General features: G+C 67.3%; 20 protein-coding genes and 3 tRNA genes. 18 read left to right on the forward strand and 5 right to left on the reverse strand.

The window, feature by feature from the left end; all coding sequences use genetic code 11:
• On the reverse strand, positions 1 to 636 hold the full coding sequence (locus tag DWV11_RS01470) for an NAD(P)/FAD-dependent oxidoreductase (protein WP_115787160.1): 636 nt from the start codon (positions 634 to 636) through the stop codon (positions 1 to 3).
• 328 nt (positions 637 to 964) lie between these two features.
• On the opposite strand from DWV11_RS01470, the gene DWV11_RS01475 reads away from it, so the two are divergent.
• From DWV11_RS01475 to DWV11_RS01500, 6 genes are all read left to right on the forward strand, one after another.
• The gene (locus DWV11_RS01475; protein WP_115787131.1) at positions 965 to 1,981 is read left to right on the forward strand and encodes a universal stress protein; all 1,017 of its coding nucleotides are present in this window, start codon (positions 965 to 967) and stop codon (positions 1,979 to 1,981) included.
• A gap of 43 nt (positions 1,982 to 2,024) precedes the next feature.
• Positions 2,025 to 4,757 carry a PEP/pyruvate-binding domain-containing protein gene (locus tag DWV11_RS01480; RefSeq protein WP_115787132.1) on the forward strand — a complete coding sequence of 911 codons (2,733 nt, stop codon included), beginning with the start codon at positions 2,025 to 2,027 and terminating at the stop codon, positions 4,755 to 4,757.
• 23 nt (positions 4,758 to 4,780) lie between these two features.
• A complete protein-coding gene (locus DWV11_RS01485) occupies positions 4,781 to 5,164 on the forward strand; it encodes a carboxypeptidase-like regulatory domain-containing protein (RefSeq protein WP_115787133.1) in 384 nt (127 codons plus the stop codon).
• Between the two features lie 224 nt (positions 5,165 to 5,388).
• Positions 5,389 to 5,892 (forward strand): molybdopterin-dependent oxidoreductase, encoded by a 504-nt coding sequence (locus DWV11_RS01490; RefSeq protein ID WP_245953383.1) that lies wholly within the window; start codon positions 5,389 to 5,391, stop codon positions 5,890 to 5,892.
• A gap of 10 nt (positions 5,893 to 5,902) precedes the next feature.
• Positions 5,903 to 6,640 (forward strand): FAD-binding oxidoreductase, encoded by a 738-nt coding sequence (locus tag DWV11_RS01495; protein WP_245953384.1) that lies wholly within the window; start codon positions 5,903 to 5,905, stop codon positions 6,638 to 6,640.
• Positions 6,637 to 6,981, forward strand: a complete 345-nt coding sequence (locus DWV11_RS01500; RefSeq protein ID WP_210725639.1) for a DUF6510 family protein — start codon at positions 6,637 to 6,639, stop codon at positions 6,979 to 6,981. The genes DWV11_RS01495 and DWV11_RS01500 overlap by 4 nt, the downstream gene beginning before the upstream one ends.
• Before the next feature lie 223 nt (positions 6,982 to 7,204).
• On the opposite strand, the gene DWV11_RS01505 is transcribed toward DWV11_RS01500, so the two are convergent.
• The gene (locus DWV11_RS01505; RefSeq protein ID WP_115787135.1) at positions 7,205 to 7,585 is read right to left on the reverse strand and encodes a hypothetical protein; all 381 of its coding nucleotides are present in this window, start codon (positions 7,583 to 7,585) and stop codon (positions 7,205 to 7,207) included.
• A gap of 155 nt (positions 7,586 to 7,740) precedes the next feature.
• Between DWV11_RS01505 and DWV11_RS01510 the strand changes: the two genes are divergently transcribed.
• A complete protein-coding gene (locus DWV11_RS01510) occupies positions 7,741 to 9,168 on the forward strand; it encodes a GntR family transcriptional regulator (protein ID WP_115787136.1) in 1,428 nt (475 codons plus the stop codon).
• A gap of 11 nt (positions 9,169 to 9,179) precedes the next feature.
• Here the strand turns inward: DWV11_RS01510 and DWV11_RS01515 are convergent, their stop codons facing one another.
• Positions 9,180 to 10,100 carry a cation diffusion facilitator family transporter gene (locus DWV11_RS01515; RefSeq protein WP_115787137.1) on the reverse strand — a complete coding sequence of 307 codons (921 nt, stop codon included), beginning with the start codon at positions 10,098 to 10,100 and terminating at the stop codon, positions 9,180 to 9,182.
• A gap of 95 nt (positions 10,101 to 10,195) precedes the next feature.
• Positions 10,196 to 10,612, reverse strand: a complete 417-nt coding sequence (locus DWV11_RS01520) for a metallopeptidase family protein (RefSeq protein ID WP_115787138.1) — start codon at positions 10,610 to 10,612, stop codon at positions 10,196 to 10,198.
• 138 nt (positions 10,613 to 10,750) lie between these two features.
• Between DWV11_RS01520 and DWV11_RS01525 the strand changes: the two genes are divergently transcribed.
• Together DWV11_RS01525 and DWV11_RS01530 are read left to right on the forward strand one after the other, a co-directional pair.
• Complete coding sequence (locus DWV11_RS01525; RefSeq protein WP_245953385.1) at positions 10,751 to 11,863, forward strand: LacI family DNA-binding transcriptional regulator; 1,113 nt, start codon at positions 10,751 to 10,753, stop codon at positions 11,861 to 11,863.
• Positions 11,860 to 12,783 (forward strand): carbohydrate kinase family protein, encoded by a 924-nt coding sequence (locus tag DWV11_RS01530; RefSeq protein WP_115787140.1) that lies wholly within the window; start codon positions 11,860 to 11,862, stop codon positions 12,781 to 12,783. The genes DWV11_RS01525 and DWV11_RS01530 overlap by 4 nt, the downstream gene beginning before the upstream one ends.
• Before the next feature lie 58 nt (positions 12,784 to 12,841).
• On the opposite strand, the gene DWV11_RS01535 is transcribed toward DWV11_RS01530, so the two are convergent.
• Positions 12,842 to 13,759: a DMT family transporter gene (locus DWV11_RS01535; protein ID WP_115787141.1), complete on the reverse strand. Its 918-nt coding sequence runs from the start codon at positions 13,757 to 13,759 to the stop codon at positions 12,842 to 12,844.
• 217 nt (positions 13,760 to 13,976) lie between these two features.
• On the opposite strand from DWV11_RS01535, the gene DWV11_RS01540 reads away from it, so the two are divergent.
• The 9 genes from DWV11_RS01540 to DWV11_RS01585 all read left to right on the forward strand — a co-directional run bounded on the left by DWV11_RS01540 (position 13,977) and on the right by DWV11_RS01585 (position 17,289).
• Positions 13,977 to 14,049 (forward strand) — tRNA-Glu (locus DWV11_RS01540).
• A gap of 84 nt (positions 14,050 to 14,133) precedes the next feature.
• Positions 14,134 to 14,207: transfer RNA gene (locus tag DWV11_RS01545), tRNA-Asp, on the forward strand.
• Between the two features lie 49 nt (positions 14,208 to 14,256).
• Positions 14,257 to 14,332 (forward strand) — tRNA-Phe (locus DWV11_RS01550).
• 161 nt (positions 14,333 to 14,493) lie between these two features.
• On the forward strand, positions 14,494 to 14,970 hold the full coding sequence (locus DWV11_RS20000) for a hypothetical protein (protein WP_168404505.1): 477 nt from the start codon (positions 14,494 to 14,496) through the stop codon (positions 14,968 to 14,970).
• 61 nt (positions 14,971 to 15,031) lie between these two features.
• Positions 15,032 to 15,487 (forward strand): Asp23/Gls24 family envelope stress response protein, encoded by a 456-nt coding sequence (locus tag DWV11_RS01565; protein WP_115787144.1) that lies wholly within the window; start codon positions 15,032 to 15,034, stop codon positions 15,485 to 15,487.
• On the forward strand, positions 15,484 to 15,675 hold the full coding sequence (locus tag DWV11_RS01570) for a hypothetical protein (RefSeq protein ID WP_115787145.1): 192 nt from the start codon (positions 15,484 to 15,486) through the stop codon (positions 15,673 to 15,675). Before DWV11_RS01565 ends, DWV11_RS01570 begins: the two co-directional genes overlap by 4 nt.
• Positions 15,672 to 16,058 (forward strand): hypothetical protein, encoded by a 387-nt coding sequence (locus DWV11_RS01575; RefSeq protein ID WP_115787146.1) that lies wholly within the window; start codon positions 15,672 to 15,674, stop codon positions 16,056 to 16,058. Before DWV11_RS01570 ends, DWV11_RS01575 begins: the two co-directional genes overlap by 4 nt.
• The gene (locus tag DWV11_RS01580) at positions 16,055 to 16,681 is read left to right on the forward strand and encodes a DUF6286 domain-containing protein (RefSeq protein ID WP_115787147.1); all 627 of its coding nucleotides are present in this window, start codon (positions 16,055 to 16,057) and stop codon (positions 16,679 to 16,681) included. Before DWV11_RS01575 ends, DWV11_RS01580 begins: the two co-directional genes overlap by 4 nt.
• Positions 16,678 to 17,289: a hypothetical protein gene (locus tag DWV11_RS01585; RefSeq protein WP_115787148.1), complete on the forward strand. Its 612-nt coding sequence runs from the start codon at positions 16,678 to 16,680 to the stop codon at positions 17,287 to 17,289. Before DWV11_RS01580 ends, DWV11_RS01585 begins: the two co-directional genes overlap by 4 nt.
• The last annotated feature ends 169 nt before the right edge of the window (positions 17,290 to 17,458 follow it).

Raw genomic sequence — 17,458 nt, forward strand, 5'->3', positions numbered from 1 at the left:
CTAAGCCAGCGCGGAAACCGCGGGGAAGCTGCCTGTCAGCGCCGCGTGCACTTTTTCCGGGTGCACCTTCGCCGAAATGGCCTGCCCCACCACTTTGGCCTGGCGCAGCACTTCCTTCGGCGTGGGGCTGACGAGTTCGCCCACCCCCACCAGGTACATTCCCATGGCCCGCAGCACGGCCGTGAGGTTCTGGCCGATTGCGATGCCCAGTTCCGCGAGCATGCGGCGCAGCTGGCTTTGCCCGCAGCGCGTGAGCACGATGTTGTCCGCCAGCAGCACGCCCTGCTCGGTGTGGATCGCCCACACCTTCTCTTCGACAGGCCGCTGGTGCGCCAGCCGGTCGAGGCGGACGGCGGGGGTGGCGGTCCTGACGTCCAGGTGGTGGCTGGCGGCATAGTTGCGCAGGTGGCGGAGGATCTCGTTGCGTTCCTGCAGGGACGCAGCGTCCGGCCCGTCGCAGCGGCCCAGCTTGCCTGTATGCGCGGAGGCCCCGGCGAAGGGGAAGGCCTGGCCGTTGAGGCCGCTGACCACGATGGCATTCACCCCGCGGCGACTGAGCTCGCTCGCGACCGCAAGGCCTGGCATCCCGGCGCCGATCACCACGGTGGTGGTGCGCTCCGCGTTCGGGGCAAGCATGAATTGCACGCTTGGTTCCTCCTTGGATAGTGCCCGCCCGCAGGCAGTCAGGGGGTGGCGTCCGGTTTCCCCAAGCGGCCGCACACGACAAGACGGAGTGTGCCCCAGAACACATTTCCGTTTGCCGTGCATCGAACACTACACACCTTTCCGGCCCGGGACTAGCCGGTCCTGAGCCCGCCGGAGCCTGCTTGATTCGTTCCCTCGAACCGAGAATAGTGAGCATTGGAGGCCCCGACCCGCGGCCTGCCAGGGAAGGCAAGCCAGGGCAGCGGCCTCTGGCAGAATAGCGGCAACAAGAAGCCAGCAGTGCGAGGAGGCGGGCCCCATGGTCCAGCACGAGAGCGAGCAGGAACCCACCATTGCCCCGGGCGGCATCGTGGTGGGTGTCGACGGTAGCGAGCACGGCCAGTGCGCCCTCGTATGGGCGGCGCGGGAAGCCGAGCGCCGGAACCTTCCGCTGCACGTTGTGACCGCCTACTCGGTGCCGATCTTCGCCGCCTCCGGCCTGGATGGCGGCTACGCCACCGTGGATGACTCCGTGATCCGGGAAGGCGCCGAAGAGATCGTGCGCCAGGCCCTGGCCAAGGTTTCCGCCTACCCGATCGACGTGGATGGATCCGTGGAGAACGGCGACGCCTCCGGAGTGCTCCTTGAGCTCTCCGCCTCGGCCGAACTCCTGGTCTTCGGCACCCGCGGCCGCGGCGGCTTCGTGGGCCGCCTCCTGGGTTCCGTGAGCAGCGCCCTCCCGGCCCACTCCAAGTGCCCCACCGTGACCGTGCCGCTCTACTGCGGGGACCGGCTCGGCGAACCCACCGAGGACAAGCACGTCAAGGCCGAGCGGGCCAAGTCCGGGCCGCGCGCCATCGAAAATGTCGTGGCAGTGGGCGTTGACGGTTCCGAACAGGCCCGCGTGGCCGTTCTCGACGCCGCCGAAGCCGCCGAGCGGATGGGCGCCAAATTGCGCGTCATCTGTGCTGTTCCCGAGTACAGCGGCTCCCTCGCCTGGGTCCCGGCCCCCCTGGACCGGGAGGCACTGTTCAAGGACATCCGCGTCCAACTCGACGCCGGCCTGGCCTGGATCCGCAGCCACTTCCCGCGCCTGACCATCGAGACGCAACTCCTGGACGGTTCCCCCGTGGACGTGATGGTGGAGGCAAGCAGGAACGTGGAACTGGTGGTGCTGGGCACCCGCGGCCGCGGCGGCTTCACCGGAATGCTCCTGGGCTCCACCTCGGACGGCGTGCTGCACCACGCCAAGGGCCCCGTCATGGTGGTCCCGGACCGGGAGGACCCGCGACTGGCAGACAGGGCGGACTTCGGCCCGATGCTCGGGGCCGCATAGGCCTCGGACCACGGACCTTCCAGGCAGTCCGAAGGCGGGCACCATGGCTGAATCGAAGACGTCTCCCGGGTTCATCCTCGGCCTGGACCGGATCAGGGCCGGCATGCTCGCCGAGGTGGGCGGCAAGGCGGCCAACCTCGGCGAGATGACCGGGGCGGGCCTGCCGGTTCCGCCGGGTTTCTGCCTGACCACCGAGGCATACCGCGAGGCGCTTCAGGCCGGGCAGCCGGACAGCGCGATCGGCGCCGTCCTGTCTGCCTTGGAAACGGTGCCTCCGGACGACCTCGACACACTGGCGGACCTCGCCGCCCGCGCCCGGACCGCAGTGCTCGACGCCGGGATGCCCGCCGCCGTCGAGACCGCCGTGCGGGACGCGTACCTCAGCCTCGGACCGGACGCCGCCGTGGCGGTCCGCTCCTCCGCCACGGCTGAGGACCTGCCGTTCGCAAGCTTCGCCGGCCAGCAGGACACCTACCTCAACGTCGTCGGCGCGGATGCCGTGTTGGAAGCTGTCCGCAAATGCTGGGCCTCGCTCTGGACGGACCGGGCCGTCAGCTACCGCGCCAGCAACGGGATCGACCACGCCGCGGTGAGCCTCGCCGTCGTCGTGCAGCTCCTGGTGGACGCGGCGACGGCGGGCGTACTGTTCACCGCCAACCCCGTCACCGGGCGGCGGCATGAGGCCGTCATCGACGCCAGCCCCGGGCTGGGCGAGGCCGTGGTTTCGGGTGCCGTGAATCCGGACCATTTCGTGGTGGACTCCGTGACGGGAAGCATCACCGAACGGCGCACGGGGGACCGGACCCTGGTGATCCGCCCGCTCCCCGGCGGCGGCACGGAACGGGTGGAGAGCCCCGGCGGAGCCAGCGGCGCGGACGGCCAGCGGGAGGCCTGCCTCGACGACTCCCGGATCAGGGCGCTCGCCGCCCTCGGCCGCCGGGTCGAGGCACACTACGGTTCCCCGCAGGACACTGAGTGGGCCATCGACAGCGACGGCAAACTGTGGCTCACCCAGGCCCGCCCCATCACCACGCTGTACCCGCAGGTGACCAAGCCGCCGTCGACGCCGGGAGCGCACGCCTATCTGTGCTTCAGCCTCGCCCAGGGGCTCACCCGGCCGATCACCCCGATGGGACTGGCCGGAATCCGGCTCATTGGCGCTTCCGTGGCGAAGGCCGCCGGCTTTAACGTGCCGGAGCCAAGGAACGGGCCTTCGCCGTTCCATGAGGCCGGCCAGCGCATCTACATCGACCTGAGCGCAGTGCTCCGCAGCGGCACCGGCCGGGCGATCGTGCCGAAGGTCTTCGACGTCATGGAGGCGCGCTCGGCGGCGGTGATGCGCAGCCTGTTCGACGACCCGCGCTTCGCCGTCACCAGCAGGACCCCGTTCCGGCTCATCCGCCACGTGGCCCCGGTGATCGCCCGCTACAGGGTTCCGGAAACCCTGGCGCGTGCCCTGTTCCGTCCCGACGCCGCGCTGGAGCGTGCCCGGCGTTTCGGAGAGACGCTGCAGGACCGCTTGGCCGTTCCGGCGGACGCAAGCCCGCGTGAACGGCTGGAGCACGCCGAACGCATCCTGGGCCGTGAACTCTTCCGCATCCTGCCCAACACGCTGCCGCCCGCGCTCGCCGGCTTCGCGATGCTGGGACTCGTCCGCCGGATCCTCGGCGGGAAGGCCCCCTGGGATGAGCTGCAGTTGGTCATCCGGGGCCTGCCTAACAACGTGACCACCGAGATGGACCTTTCCCTGTGGCACCTTGCCCAGGCCATCAAAGCGGACCCCGACTCCGTGGAGGCGTTCGCGAACACGGCGCCGCAAGACCTCGCCGGGCAGTATCGCGACGGCGGACTGCCCACCGCCGTGCAGTCGGGACTGGCCGCGTTCCTGGCTGAGTACGGCCACCGGGCCGTTGCTGAAATCGACCTGGGGATGCCCCGCTGGGCGGACGACCCCACCCACATCATCGGAATCCTTGCGAATTATCTCCGCCTGCAGGACCCGGAACTCGCCCCCGACAAACAATTCGCAAAGGCCGCCCGGGAAGCGGAGGCGGAAGCCGCCATCCTCGTCCGGCGCGCACGGGCAAAAGGACCGCTCCACGCCAGGATCGTGAAGGGTGCGCTCGCCCGGACCCGGACGTTCGCGGGCATGCGGGAACTCCCCAAGTACCGGCTGGTGGAGGGCCTCGCCGCGGCCCGGGCGCAGCTGGCGCTGGTAGGCACGGAACTGTCGGAGCGGCGCAGGATCACGGACGCCGGGGACGTGTTCTTCCTGGACTTCACGGAGGCACACAGGGCCCTCGACGGCGCCGATCTCAGGGGCCTTGTGGCGGAGCGGCGCGAGGCCTACAACCTCGAACTCAGGCGCCGGCACGTACCCAGGGTCCTGCTGTCCGACGGCACGGAGCCCGAGGCGGTGGCGGCCCGCGGTGCTGATGCGTCCGCTGCCTCCGCTGACGGGGCGTTGGCCGGGAGCCCGGCCTCGGCCGGGACCGTGACCGCCGTGGCCCGCGTCATCCTGGACCCCGTGGGCGCGCGGCTGGAGCCCGGGGAAATCCTTGTCGCCCCGTCCACGGACCCGGGGTGGACCCCGCTCTTCCTGACGGCCGGGGGACTGGTCATGGAAATGGGCGGAGCCAATTCGCACGGTGCGGTCGTGGCGCGCGAATACGGGATTCCTGCCGTCGTCGGTGTTCCGGATGCGACGAGCCGGATCCGCAGCGGCCAGACCATCACCGTGGATGGCGCGGCCGGTACGGTGGTGCCGGAAGGCTGACGCGGTTCGGGTTGGTGGGTGTCATGGCAAGGATCGGGCTGGCATGGATGGCAGCGGCTGCCGCATTGTTGTGCGGCTGCTCCGGCGACTCCGGGCAGCCGGCGGGCCACTTCGGCACGGTCACGGGCCATGTCCTGACGGCGCCCGTGTGTCCCGTGGAACGCCCGGGCATGGAGTGTGCGCCGCGCCCTGTGTCCGGAGCCTCGGTCGTCGCCCTGGCTGAAGACACGGTCCGCGGGTCAACGGTCACCGATACCGCGGGCGCCTTCAGCCTGACCCTCCCGGACGGCGGCTACGTCATCAGGGCAACCAACATCGGCGGCTACGCGTCAGTGGCCTCCCAGGACGTGGTCATCTCGGACCGTCCCGTCCAGGTCACCCTGATTGTCGACAGCGGAATCCGCTGAGCGCTTTGCCAAACGCTGACTTCCGGACCCTGCAGACTTCTGGACCCCGCCGACTTCTGGACCCGGCCGGGCGCTTGCCCTATCGTGAGGGAACCGATCACAGTCGGCCGTAGCTTCCGCAGTGGAGGTGCATGATGGGAATCATTTCTTCCGGTTTTCACGGAAGGCGACGCGGCGGCAATCCGGCGCTACCGCCAGGGCAGTACCAGACGGAAGGATTTCCGGTGCTTACCGCCGGGCCTGCACCGGATATTCCCCTGGAGGACTGGGAATTCTTCATCACGACGGAGGGGGGCCAGCGCCATACGTGGTCGTGGGATTCCTTCATGGCGCTTCCGCAGGCCGAGGTCCACACGGACATCCATTGCGTGACCAGTTGGTCCCGTTTGGGCACTTCCTGGCGGGGTGTGTCCCTCGATACCTTGTTCGAAGACGTGGACACGCGGAGCAGCTTCGCGACAGCCCACTCCTACGGCGGATACACAACAAACGTCCCGCTGGACGACCTTCTGGGAGGACGTGCCTGGGTCGCTTGGGAATTCGACGGTGAGCGCCTGGACCGGGCCCACGGCGGTCCCGCGCGCCTGCTTGTGCCGCACCTCTACTTCTGGAAAAGCGCCAAGTGGGTCCACGGCATCGAGCTGACGCAGGACGACGTCCCAGGCTTCTGGGAATCCAATGGCTACCACCTGCACGGTGATCCGTGGCGGGAAGAGCGCTACTCATGAGGCCCGTCCGATGAGCACCATGTGGCGCATCGCGGACGTGGTCAGCGGTGTCCCCGAGACTGAAACATCCAGGACCATAGGGCTGCGGGTGGCCGGCCTGGACGGCTATCTTGCCGGCCAGCACATCGACGTCCGGCTCACCGCGGACGACGGATACTCGGCCGTGCGGTCCTATTCCGTGGCCACCGCGCGAATGGGCGGGATCCTCGAGATAACCGTCGCGGAACTGGCCGACGGGGAGGTTTCCCCGTATCTGGTCAGGGACCTTGCGGTAGGCGAGCAGTTGGAGATCCGTGGCCCGGTGGGCGGTTGGTTCGTCTGGCGGCCCTCGGACCCGAATCCGGTCCAGCTCATCGCCGGAGGGTCCGGCGTGGTGCCGCTCATGTCGATGGTTCGTGCGCATGAGGCATCGGCGAATCCCTCGCAGTTCCGGTTGCTGTACTCACTCAAGTCACCTGAGGCAGGGTTCTACCGGGAGGAACTGCGGACCTTGGGCCTTGAATCGTCCAGGTTCTCGGTCGACTACGTCTACACACGCAGCGTGCCTGTGGGCTGGCCAAACCCTCCGGCGCGGCTCACCGCAGGAACCCTGCTGGCGAACATCCTGCCCGTGGATGTCGCCCCGGACATCTTCGTGTGCGGCCAGACAGTGTTCGTCGAAACAGTCGCAGAATGGCTCGTGCAGGCAGGCTATCCCGCCGCCACGATCAAGACCGAACGCTTCGGCGGGACGGGAGGGACGCGGTGAGCGGCAACAGCAATGCGGCTTCGGGGCGTGAAGAACCGCGCTTCGAGGACCAGGACATCGCAGGGATCCCGGGCAACCCGATACCCCATCTTGACGGGAACGCCGCTGCGGGAGCGCTGTGGGAACTGTTCCGCTTCGACATCATCCAGGCGATCGGACGGTGCAAGCACTGCGGTGCCGTCAGCGTCGTTGCCCGGGCAACGGTGTACGCAGACGGTCCCGGAATCGTTGTGCGTTGCGATTCCTGCGAAGGCGTCCTGCTGCGCCTGGTGGAGACCCCCACGCAGTATTGGCTTGATGTGAGCGGACTCAGTTACCTGCAGATCGACCGCGAGGGCTAAGCGCGTTTGGGGCCCTGGTGCAATCTGGGCCCCTAATCCCGGACTTACCTTCTATGGAGTCGCGCCGCGGCGAAGCCGGCGTCGAGGTCCCGCATGAGTGCATCCCATGCTTCCGGGGTGTTAGCCCGGACCTGCGCTGGTGCCGGCCATTGGAGGAGGACTGTCTGGAAGCGTGTACCCCCGAGGGACGGCTGGGTGGTGAATGGCCCCATGCTGCGGCGTTTCACGGTAGTTCGCCACCGTTGAAAGCCAGAGCGTCCACCTCTTGGCGTGGGGCCGCGTTGGATGCATGCCCAAACCTCGGCTCTCGGGCGTGGAACCCATCGCTTGGGCCGAGTCCTTCGCGGGCCAGGTCGTAGAGCAACTGGTGGTAGCCGGACAGCGCCAAGGGAGGCACCTGATGGAAGGACGGAAGGGTCGCATAGGGGTGGTCAACCCGGAACAAGGCCAGGAGCGCCCTGTCTTCTTGCGCATCGTTCAGTGTCCGGTACGCGCCGACCGGACAGGCGGCCGTAAGAGCCTGCGCATAGAGGCTGAGGCGGTCCACCGGGGTGGTGTTGCCTGCTTGACGCCATATGTGGACGACATCCGTGCTGTCCAACATGACCGACTCCTTGCTGCTGATCGAGGTGGCACGGGCCCCCGATCCCGCCTTCTGATACACTTAACCTTAGAACTCTAATTTTAGATGTCAATAGACATACAAGATTAGATGTCAAAGTTTTAAGACGCCTGCGGCATCGTTCAAAGGGGGTGGCCATGTCCAGTTGGAGAGAGCGGCTCGCGTTCGCGCCATTGGAGACAGCCGAGCGTGGCGAGGAGATCGCACTTCGGCTCCGTCATTCGATCGAGCTGGGCGTACTCGAAGACGGCACCCAGCTCCCCAGCGAAAGCGAACTCGCGGCAAGGATGCGGGTCTCCACGATGACCCTGAGAACCGCGCTCGCCGAGCTTCGTCACTTGGGGCTAGTGGAAACACGACGAGGCAAGGGCGGCGGGAGCTTCGTGCGGGCGAACACCGGAGACATCGCCAAAGCCCAGCGGGACACCCTTGCCGCATACTCCCTCGAGGATCTACGCGACATCCGCGAGTACCGTGCCGTCTTGGCCGGTTCGGCCGCGGCGGTGGCGGCCGGCCGATCACAGCAGGTCCCTATCGGACGACTCGCTTCGATGGCGGCGATGATCGAGACGGCGAAGACACCCGCTGAAATGATGCGGGCGGATAGTCAATTCCACGTAGAGCTTGCTGCCACGTCAGGATCCGTGCTGTTCACCCGTCAGGAGATGGCAATGCAAGCCGAGGTCGGGGCATTGGTATGGACCGGGGCTTCCGACCGCCGAAGCGCTGCGGCCAAAGAGCACGCGATGATAGTGGACGCTATACGGGCCGCGGATGCCGCCCGCGCCCGGCTCCTCGCCGAGGAGCATGTTCGCCGGGACATGAACCGCCTCATCGACCTGCGGTTGTCCCTGGACTCTCCGCCGCCAGGCTCGCAGCCTGCCAATGAGGGCATCGACACCGCCCTTTCCGCCGTGGAATCGTTCGCATTGAATCTCGAAGGGGCAGCGGCTGCATCGATTACGAGCGTCGAAGAAGCCGCCCAGGAGGGACTCGACCACGCAAAGAAGGGCAGGCTGGATGAACTCGACAGCGTCTACGAGGTAGCGCGCGAGAATCTGAAAGCCACGCCCGCACTATACGGGACTGGGTTCATCGCCGAAAAAGGCTACTTCGGCGAACCCGGCTCCATTTGGTGCTACCTTCCGTCGGGCCCGGAATCACCTCAGCGATTCGAAATGGATCCGGAGTTCTATGACTACTCGACGGCACCGTGGTGGCCGGCGTCCGACGCTGATGACTCGGTCCACGCCAGCTACGCGTACATCGACGCCCTCGGAACCAACCAGCACGTCATCACCTTCACCAAACGTGTCACCAGGGCGGGCAAGATGGCAGGCGTCGCGGCCGTGGACGTCCTCGTCAGCCGCCTCCAGGCCGAGTTCGACCCACTCCTTCGGCCCTTGCCGCCGAACACGTGCATCGTAGAGCAAAACGGGGTCGTTATCGCCACCAACACCGCCAGCCTTGTCGGTGCAATCCTCTCAACCAACCATCAGGTTGAACGGAGGATCGCACTCCCCTCGGTTCCCTGGAGCCTGTGCCTGGGTGTGAGCGCCCTTTGAACTAGGTCCTCCTAGGCGTGCTGGTGCGCCTCGTGCTCCGAGTGGCTGGCAGGTTCCAGTTGGAAGGTGCAATGGTCCGTGTCGAAATGCGAGCCCAGGCACGAGGTCAACTGGTCCAGCAGCCGGTCCGTGCTGGTGGCGTTGAGGATGCTGTCCTCCACCACCACGTGGGCCGAAAACACCGGAACCCCGGAGGTGATGGTCCAGATGTGGATATCGTGCACGCCCACCACGCCGTTCACGGAGAGGATGTGTTCGCGGATCATGCTGACCTCCACGCCCTTGGGGCTGGCCTCGAGGAGCACGTCCACCACGTCGCGGAGCAGGTGCCAGGCCCGGGGCAGGATCATCAGCGAAATCAGGATGGATGCGATGGGGTCGGCGGCTTGGAAGCCCGTGAGCATGATGACCACGGCTGCTGCGATGACGGCAATCGATCCCAGCAGGTCCCCGAGCACTTCAAGGTACGCGCCGCGCAGGTTGAGGCTCTCCTCGTGGGAACCGCGCAGGATCAGCAGCGATACCAGGTTCGCCACGGCACCCAGGATGGCCGCGAAAAGCATGGTGTCCGTGTGGACTTCCGGGGAGTCGCCGAAGCGGCGGATGGCCTCGAGCAGGATCACCACGGAAATGACGAGCAGGATCAGGGCGTTGGCCAAGGCCGCCAGCACCTCGGCGCGCTGGTAGCCGTAGGTGCGCTGATCGCTGGGCGGGCGGGTGGCCACCCACGCGGCCATGAGCGCGATGAAGACTCCTGCGGCGTCCGAGAGCATGTGGCCGGCGTCGGCGAGCAGCGCCAGCGAACCGGAGACGACGGCGCCCGCCACCTGGATCAGCACCACCGCCAGGGTGATGGCCAGGACAGCGATGAGCCGTTTCCGGTGCTTCCCCGTTGCCGTGATGCCGTGCGAATGGTTGTGGTCGTGCCCCATGCTCTAAGGCTAGTCCCCGCCGGCCCCCTGGCCTCGCCCCGCTTCGGCCAGGGAACCCTGCCGGCGTGGCCCCCTGGGATTGAGCCCTGGCGGGCTCAATCCCAGCCGAGTTCGTGCAGGCGCTCGTCGCTGATGCCGAAGTGGTGGGCGATCTCGTGGACCACGGTGACCGCCACCTCGTCGATCACTTCCTGCCGCGAGGAGCAGATGTCCAGGATGGGCTGCCGGAAGATCGTGATCCGGTCCGGCAGGGAACCTGCATCCCACCAGGAATCCCGTTCCGTCAGGGGCACGCCCTCGTAGAGCCCGAGCAGCACGGTGTCCTGGTCCTCCCCCGGTCCTGGCACGTAGTCGTCTTCAATGAAGACCGCCACGTTGTCCATGGCTTGGGCGAGCCTGCGCGGGATCAGGAGCAAGGCATCGCTCACTGCCGCCTCGAAGTCTTCCTCGGACATGTCGAAGGGCGTCCCGTCGGGTTGGATCGGCAGGCCGGGCGGCAGCTGGGAAGACATTCTTCGACTCTAACCGCTGCTGTCGTTGACGCTGCAGAGTGACGGGGGATACAGTTTCCGGGGCTTGGGTTATACGCATAACCCGAGCCCCGGATTGTCATCTTCCCACCCCCGCGGACTCCGCAGACAGGTAGCCCCATGAGCCGCGCCGGCAACAGGACAGGCCCCACGATGCATGACGTCGCGGCCGCCGCCGGAGTCTCCCAGGCCACCGTTTCCCTGGTGCTCAACGACGCCGCCGGCACCAGGTTTTCCGAAGAGACCCGGCACCGCGTGCAGGAAGCGGCAAGGCAGCTCGGCTACCGCACGAATGCGCACGCGAAGGTCCTGCGCGGCGGCGTCGCCGGAATGATCGGCTTCGTGGGGGACTTCGTGGCCACCGCCCCCTTCGCCGGCAAGATCATCGAAGGCGCGCAGGCCCGCGCCTGGGAAGCCGGGCTGCTCCTGCTGACCGTTAACACCGGCGGGGACAAGGCGCTCGAAGAGTCCTCCCTGGAGACCATGCTGTCCTACAAGGTGGCAGGCGTCGTCTATGCCGGGATGTACCACCGGGTGCTCGAGGTGCCGGAGGCACTGGGCGAGGTGCCCGCCGTCGTCCTCAATTCGCGCGACCGCAGCGGCAGGCTCCCCAGCATCGCCCCCGATGAGGAGCTGGGCGGCTACACCGCCACCAAGCGCCTGCTCGACGCGGGGCACCGGCGGATCGCGATGATCAACATCGGGATTCCCGACGACGTCGGGCTGCCCGCCGCTGCCGGCCGCCGCGCCGGTTACCTGCGCGCGCTCGCTGACGCCGGCATCGCACCCGGGCCGGGCCTGCTGCGCAACGGCGAGGGCGAGGTGCGCGGCGGCTATGCGAACACGCTGGAGCTCATGGCCCTGAACGATCCGCCCACCGCCGTCTTCTGCGCCAACGACCGCACCGCCTGGGGCGCCTATCAGGCCCTGGACTCGCTCGGCCTCCGTGTCCCGGACGACGTGTCGGTGGTCGGTTTCGACAACCAGGAGACCCTGGCACCGAACCTGCGGCCCGGACTGACCACGTTGGAACTGCCCTTCGTCGAGATGGGCAGGCGCGCCGTCGAGCTGGTCCTTGCAGGACCGGGTGCGGCCGGTTCGCGCGCCGCCGGTTCCGGACGCACCGAACTCTTCGAATGCCCCCTGATCGAACGCCAGTCGGTCGCGCCGCCCAACGAGTCACCCAACAGCCGGCGCGCCATACACCCCCCACAAGAACGAAGGAAACCATGAACCCCACCGAAGCCGTTTCGCCGGAGCCGCTCGACGTCGTCGTGGTCGGCGAAGCACTCATCGACATCGTCAACTCGCCCGAGGGCCAGACCGAATACCCGGGTGGTTCCCCGGCGAACGTCGCCTACGGGCTGGGCCGGCTCGACGTGAGCGTCGGCCTGCTCACCGCCGTCGGGCGCGATTTCCGCGGCGAGGCCATCGCGGCGCACCTGGGCAGCGCGGGGGTCGTGCTGCTGCCCGGTTCCCAGTCGCTTGCAAGCACGGCGACGGCGACCGCAGAGATCGCGGCCGACGGTTCCGCCGAGTACACCTTCGATATCGAATGGGCACTTCCCCCGGCCACCCTCCCGTACGCGCCGAAGATCCTGCATACCGGCTCGATCGCGGCGTTCCTGGAGCCCGGAGCCCGCGTGGTGCGGAACCTGCTGGAACAGGCCCAGGGCGGTTGCATGGTCACCTTCGACCCCAACATCCGCGCGGACCTCCTCGGCAGCCACGCCGAGGCGCTCGGGACCTTCGAAAGCCTCGTTCCGCTGTCCAACGTCGTGAAGCTCAGCGAGGATGACGCCGGCTGGCTCTACCCGGGCAAGTCCCTCGAGGAGGCCGCCGGGCGCATCCTCGGCCTGGGCGCGGACCTGGCCGTGGTTACCCGGGGCGGCAACGGTTCGCTCATGGCCACCCGGGCTACCCAGCTGACCGTGCCGGCCGTTCCTTCGACGGTGGCCGACACCATCGGCGCCGGGGATTCCTACATGTCCGCCCTCATCATGGGCCTGCTGCTGCGCGGCAGCGAAGGGCTCGCTCCGACGGTGCTGGAGCGGATCGGCCAGACGGCCTCGATGGCAGCGTCCATCACTGTCGGCCGGCCCGGCGCGAACCCGCCCACGCATCGTGAACTGCTCGCCGGAATGGCACGCTAGCACTGCCTGGAACGGCGCCGCCTCCCGGGCGGCGGCGCCGTTTGGCAGGCGGCGTTTCCTAGCGGGAGCGGCGCCGCGTCAGCCCTACACCCACTAGGCACACGACGCCGCCGATGAGCCCCCAGATGCTCGGGACTTCGTTGAGCAGGGCCCAGGAAATCAGGATGGTGGTCCCCGGCACGAGGTACGTGGTGGCGGCGAGCTTGCCTGCCTCGATCAGGGACAAGGCGTAGGCCCAGGTGGTGAACGCGATGGCCGTGGGGAAGATGCCCAGGTAGACAAGCCCCGCCGTGGCCGGGAGTGGCGCCGCCTGGACTTCGGCCGCAAGCTGGCCGGCCCATGGCAGGCAGCAGAGCGCCCCGACCATGATTCCGAACCAGGTGGCCTGTGCCGCGGTGAACTTCCGCAGCACGGGCTTCTGCACGATCACGCTGACCGAGGCGAGCACCGCAGCGAGGAGGCACAACAGCACCCCGGCGACATCCGCCGTCGAGCGCTGCCCGGAACCCAGGGCGATCATCGCCACCCCGCCGAACGCCACCGCGCTGCCGATGATCAGCCAGCGCGGAAACCCTTCCTTCAGGATGATTCCGGCCAGCACCGCGATGAGGATCGGCGAGACGTTGATGAGCATGGCACTCGTTCCGGCGTCCAGCAGGTGCTCCGCCGCGTTGAGCGCCACGTTGTAGCCACCGAACCACATCACGCCATAGGCCAGGATCGGCCACCATTCCCGGCCCTTCGGCCAGGCCTTGATGGTGGGCAGCACCACCGCGCCGAGGGCGACGGCGGCAACCGCCAGACGGCCGAGCGTGAGGGAGCCGGGGGAGAAGCTTGGGCCGACGGCACGGATGCCGACGAAAGCCGAAGCCCAGAGAACGACGGTAATGACGACGGCGGCGACGCCGGCTTTGCTGATGCCCCGGCTGCCTGTGGGCGCCGTGCCTTGGGGAGTGGTGGGGATGCTTGTGGCCATGCAGCCAAACTATCCCCGGGGACCGGCACTTGGCTCGCGATTTCCGGACGTCCTGCAACAAGAAACTGCCAAGCTTGCGCGGCTCCAGAGGGCCCGCCTGACGCCGATTTGGGAATATCCGCCTCTATGCTCTAAAGTTTTAGAGTCCAGTTCGGACGAGCGAACATCAGGAAAGATTCCCAGGGATCTTCTCTGCCGCAAATCCGGATTGTTCCAGGCCCCCATCGTCTAGCGGCCTAGGACACCGCCCTTTCACGGCGGCGGCACGGGTTCGAATCCCGTTGGGGGTACGCAAGGAAGTGGTCAAAGCAGGCTGAAAAGTCTGGTAGGCTGGAAGCCTTGAAAAACGCGGTAGATACGCCGCAAACAAGCAAGGCCCTGTAGCGCAGTTGGTTAGCGCGCCGCCCTGTCACGGCGGAGGTCGCGGGTTCAAGTCCCGTCAGGGTCGCTCTGATGGCCGGAAGAGATTCCGGCTATCACGGTGATAAAACACCTCAGGCTCTGTAGCTCAGTTGGTAGAGCGTTCGACTGAAAATCGAAAGGTCACCGGATCGACGCCGGTCGGAGCCACCACTGGGAAGCACCAATTCTTCGGAATTGGTGCTTTTCTCTTTAACGCGCTTCTTCTTTGCGGGCTGTTCTTCAAGTCCCTCATTCCCCGCTCTGTTCAGCGGTGGGCCCCGGGCGTATTCTTTCCTCGCCGGCACTCAGGCCGCGTCGAAATGGGGGAAACCATGAAGCTCAAGTCCAGGCTGTTCCTTGCCGCCGCACTGGCCGCGACCATGGCGCTGGGAGCCTGTTCGTTCCCGGCCCCGACGGCCCAGAACACGCAGCAAAGCAACCCGCCGTCGCCCTCGGCGTCGGAGCCGTCACCGGAGGGCTCATCGTCCGGCAGTACCGGCGGATCAGGTGGGCTGGCCGGCGGCTTCGGATCAATGAGCGAGGCCTGCCTCTCTGTCAGTGCCACCGTGCTGAGCATCTCGATCCTGCCAATGGCGGGCGCGATGGGCGGGAATCCCGATGAGGTGAAGAAGGCCCAGGACGAGCTCGCCAAGTTCCAGGACAAGGTTCCCGACGAGCTGAAGCCGCATTTCGAGAAGCTCAAGGCCTTCGTCGATTCGGCAGGCACGGATTACAGCAAGTACGGGACCGGCGAGTTCGAACAGCTCTTCAAGCCGATCGAGGAATGGCTGGACAGGAACTGCAAGTAGCCCCCAAGCTGTCGCAGCCACGCGTTAGGGTGGTACCCAGAAGAAGGGGAGGGGCGCAGGCATGGACCGTGACGAGATAAACCGTGACGAGATAGCAGGGGAACTGGCAGCGGAGGAACAGCCTGCGGGCACCGGGCGCACGGTCATCTCGGATTCGGCCGTTGCCAAGGTAGCCGGGATCGCGGCCAAGGCGGTCCCCGGCGTCTACTCCCTCGGCTCCGGACCGTCCCGTGCGCTCGGCGCCATCCGGGACGCCGTCGGAAGCTCGGACCACGCAGCAGGCGTCCGTGCCGAAGTGGGCGAAACCCAAGTAGCCGTGGATATCAACCTCGTGGCCGTGTACGGCTACCCCCTCCATGACGTTGCCAACCAAGTCCGGGCCGCCGTCTACAGTGCGGTGGAGAAGCTCGTGGGCCTGCAGGTCATCGAGGTCAACATCGAAATCAACGACGTCTACATCGCCCCGCCGGCGAAACCGGGCGGCAGGGCGGGCACCGAAAGGGAGGCACTGCAGTGAACATGACCGTGGTCGGCATCGGAATCGGTGCCTTCGTTGCTTTCATGTCCTTCCAGTTCGGACTCTGGGGCTTCCTGGTTTCCCTCCTGTTCATGGGCATCGGGGCCATGCTCGGCCGCGCAGCCGACGGGAAGCTGGACCTGCGCAGCGTGCTGGACGCCATCACCGGCCGGCGCTCCTCGTCATGAGTGCAGCTCCCGCGGCCGTCAGCCAGGCTTCCGCGGGCCTGGCCGGCCACAACCGGATCAGCACCCAGGCGCTGACATCGCTGGCCCGCGAAGCCGCCGCTGAGGCGCTGGGTGTCCACGCGCACGACGTCCGCGCCGAATGGTCCGACGACGGCGGCCTGCTGGCCCTGTCGATCGTCGCGCCCGTGAGCATCCCGCCGCTGGCGGACGTCCTTGTGGAACCAGACCGGGTGGCGGCGTCCGGTGGCTCCGTGTGGGACCGTGCCGTGGCGGCCAAGACAGACATCCTGCGCAGGGTTACAGAGCTGAGCGGCTCCCTCCTGAGCCGCGTGGATATCAGGATCAGCGGGGTCCGTGTCACCGAGGGAGGACGGGTCCAATGAGCAGCGGCACAAGCAGCGTGACAAGCGGCCAGGACGTCCATGCGCCCGCCGATCCCGGGATCCGCACCATCCTCCGCCGCGAGACCCGTTCCTCCCGTGCGCTGGCCGCCGGGGTGGCCGCCGTCCTGGTCATCGCCATCTGCGTCTATGGACTGCTCGAGTCGGCGCTGCGCGCCATCGGGCAGCAGCCTTGGCTGATCGACCCGCAGACAGCGGCCGAGCGCATCGTGAAACTTCCGGAAGGCATTTCCCCGCTCTTGCTCGGCGCAACAGGCGCGGTTCTGGTGATGTTTGGCCTCATCTTCCTGCTCACTGCGGTTCTCCCGGGCCGGCGTGCTCGGCATCTGCTCGATGATCCGCGGGTGGCGGTCGTGGTGGATGACGAAGTCATCGCCGCAGCATTGGCGCGAAGCGCCCGCGCTGCCGCCAACGTCACCCAGGAACAAGTGATGGTGGTGGTGTCGCAGCGCCTGGTGGTGGTCAACGTCCGGCCCACCTCCGGAGTCCCGGTGCACGAGCAGCGCGTCCAGTCCGCCGTCGAGGACGAACTGCGCGCCATGGCGCCCTCGCCCATGCCGGCCATCCGCGTGAACGTCGCCGTCTCGGGGGTGATCGGAGCGTGAACGGGACCCCGCACATCCTCAACCGGATCCTGGTGGGGATCCTCGGACTGCTCATGACGGCGTCCGGCGCCTTGCTCGTGCTGCTCGCCAGCGTTCCCTCGGTGGCCCAGTGGTGGCGTGTTTGGTCGGCCGATGTCTACCAGCACGCTGCCTACCTGGCCGAGCAAACCCGGATTCCCGGGCGCCAGGAGAGTTGGCTCTGGGTGGCCGCCGCTGCCGTGATGGTGATCCTGATCGTGCTGATGGTGTCCTGGCTGGCGCAGCAGGGCAAGGGCCGGGCCAACCTGATCGTTGCGGACTATGAGGACGAAACCACCCCTGGCGACGTCCAGATCGGCGGCGGCGTGGCGGAGCAGGCCCTGAAGGCCGCGTTGGCCGGACGCGCCGATCTCGCAGCGGTCTTTGTCGCCACCTACGAGTTCCAAGGCCGGCCTGGCCTGAGGGTGCGGGTGCACCCCAGGCAGGGGGTTTCCCCGCAGCAACTCGCGGCCGAGGTTTCCGGCCTGGTCGAAGCCCTGGACCTTGTGGTGGGTCGTAGGACCCCGGTGCTGCTCCACATCGCAGGCGGCGCCCGCTCCCGGTTCAGCAAAGCTGAACGCGTCCGCTGAGGTCCGTCCCCTCTCCGGCGTGGGTCCATATAGCCATTGGTTGACGCGGCGGTGAACATCCCGGTCTATATGTCGGTATACGCCCTGGACAGGGGTTTTGCCTTGCCGCGCCAGTCCGACGGGCCCTAGTTTGTTGGCAGGGGGATGAGCATTTTTCCCTTTGCTTGGG

This window comes from Arthrobacter silvisoli (assembly GCF_003369445.1).
GTDB classification, from domain to species: Bacteria; Actinomycetota; Actinomycetes; order Actinomycetales; family Micrococcaceae; genus Arthrobacter; species Arthrobacter silvisoli.

What these genes read in the sequence shown, in the direction of transcription:
- DWV11_RS01470 (WP_115787160.1), bottom strand. Translation starts at nt 636, where the DNA reads ATGCTTGCCCCGAACGCGGAGCGCACCACCACCGTGGTGATCGGCGCC.
- DWV11_RS01475 (WP_115787131.1), top strand. Translation starts at nt 965, where the DNA reads ATGGTCCAGCACGAGAGCGAGCAGGAACCCACCATTGCCCCGGGCGGC.
- DWV11_RS01480 (WP_115787132.1), top strand. Translation starts at nt 2,025, where the DNA reads ATGGCTGAATCGAAGACGTCTCCCGGGTTCATCCTCGGCCTGGACCGG.
- DWV11_RS01485 (WP_115787133.1), top strand. Translation starts at nt 4,781, where the DNA reads ATGGCAAGGATCGGGCTGGCATGGATGGCAGCGGCTGCCGCATTGTTG.
- DWV11_RS01495 (WP_245953384.1), top strand. Translation starts at nt 5,903, where the DNA reads ATGAGCACCATGTGGCGCATCGCGGACGTGGTCAGCGGTGTCCCCGAG.
- DWV11_RS01505 (WP_115787135.1), bottom strand. Translation starts at nt 7,585, where the DNA reads ATGTTGGACAGCACGGATGTCGTCCACATATGGCGTCAAGCAGGCAAC.
- DWV11_RS01510 (WP_115787136.1), top strand. Translation starts at nt 7,741, where the DNA reads ATGTCCAGTTGGAGAGAGCGGCTCGCGTTCGCGCCATTGGAGACAGCC.
- DWV11_RS01515 (WP_115787137.1), bottom strand. Translation starts at nt 10,100, where the DNA reads ATGGGGCACGACCACAACCATTCGCACGGCATCACGGCAACGGGGAAG.
- DWV11_RS01520 (WP_115787138.1), bottom strand. Translation starts at nt 10,612, where the DNA reads ATGTCTTCCCAGCTGCCGCCCGGCCTGCCGATCCAACCCGACGGGACG.
- DWV11_RS01525 (WP_245953385.1), top strand. Translation starts at nt 10,751, where the DNA reads ATGAGCCGCGCCGGCAACAGGACAGGCCCCACGATGCATGACGTCGCG.
- DWV11_RS01530 (WP_115787140.1), top strand. Translation starts at nt 11,860, where the DNA reads ATGAACCCCACCGAAGCCGTTTCGCCGGAGCCGCTCGACGTCGTCGTG.
- DWV11_RS01535 (WP_115787141.1), bottom strand. Translation starts at nt 13,759, where the DNA reads ATGGCCACAAGCATCCCCACCACTCCCCAAGGCACGGCGCCCACAGGC.
- DWV11_RS20000 (WP_168404505.1), top strand. Translation starts at nt 14,494, where the DNA reads ATGAAGCTCAAGTCCAGGCTGTTCCTTGCCGCCGCACTGGCCGCGACC.
- DWV11_RS01565 (WP_115787144.1), top strand. Translation starts at nt 15,032, where the DNA reads ATGGACCGTGACGAGATAAACCGTGACGAGATAGCAGGGGAACTGGCA.
- DWV11_RS01575 (WP_115787146.1), top strand. Translation starts at nt 15,672, where the DNA reads ATGAGTGCAGCTCCCGCGGCCGTCAGCCAGGCTTCCGCGGGCCTGGCC.
- DWV11_RS01580 (WP_115787147.1), top strand. Translation starts at nt 16,055, where the DNA reads ATGAGCAGCGGCACAAGCAGCGTGACAAGCGGCCAGGACGTCCATGCG.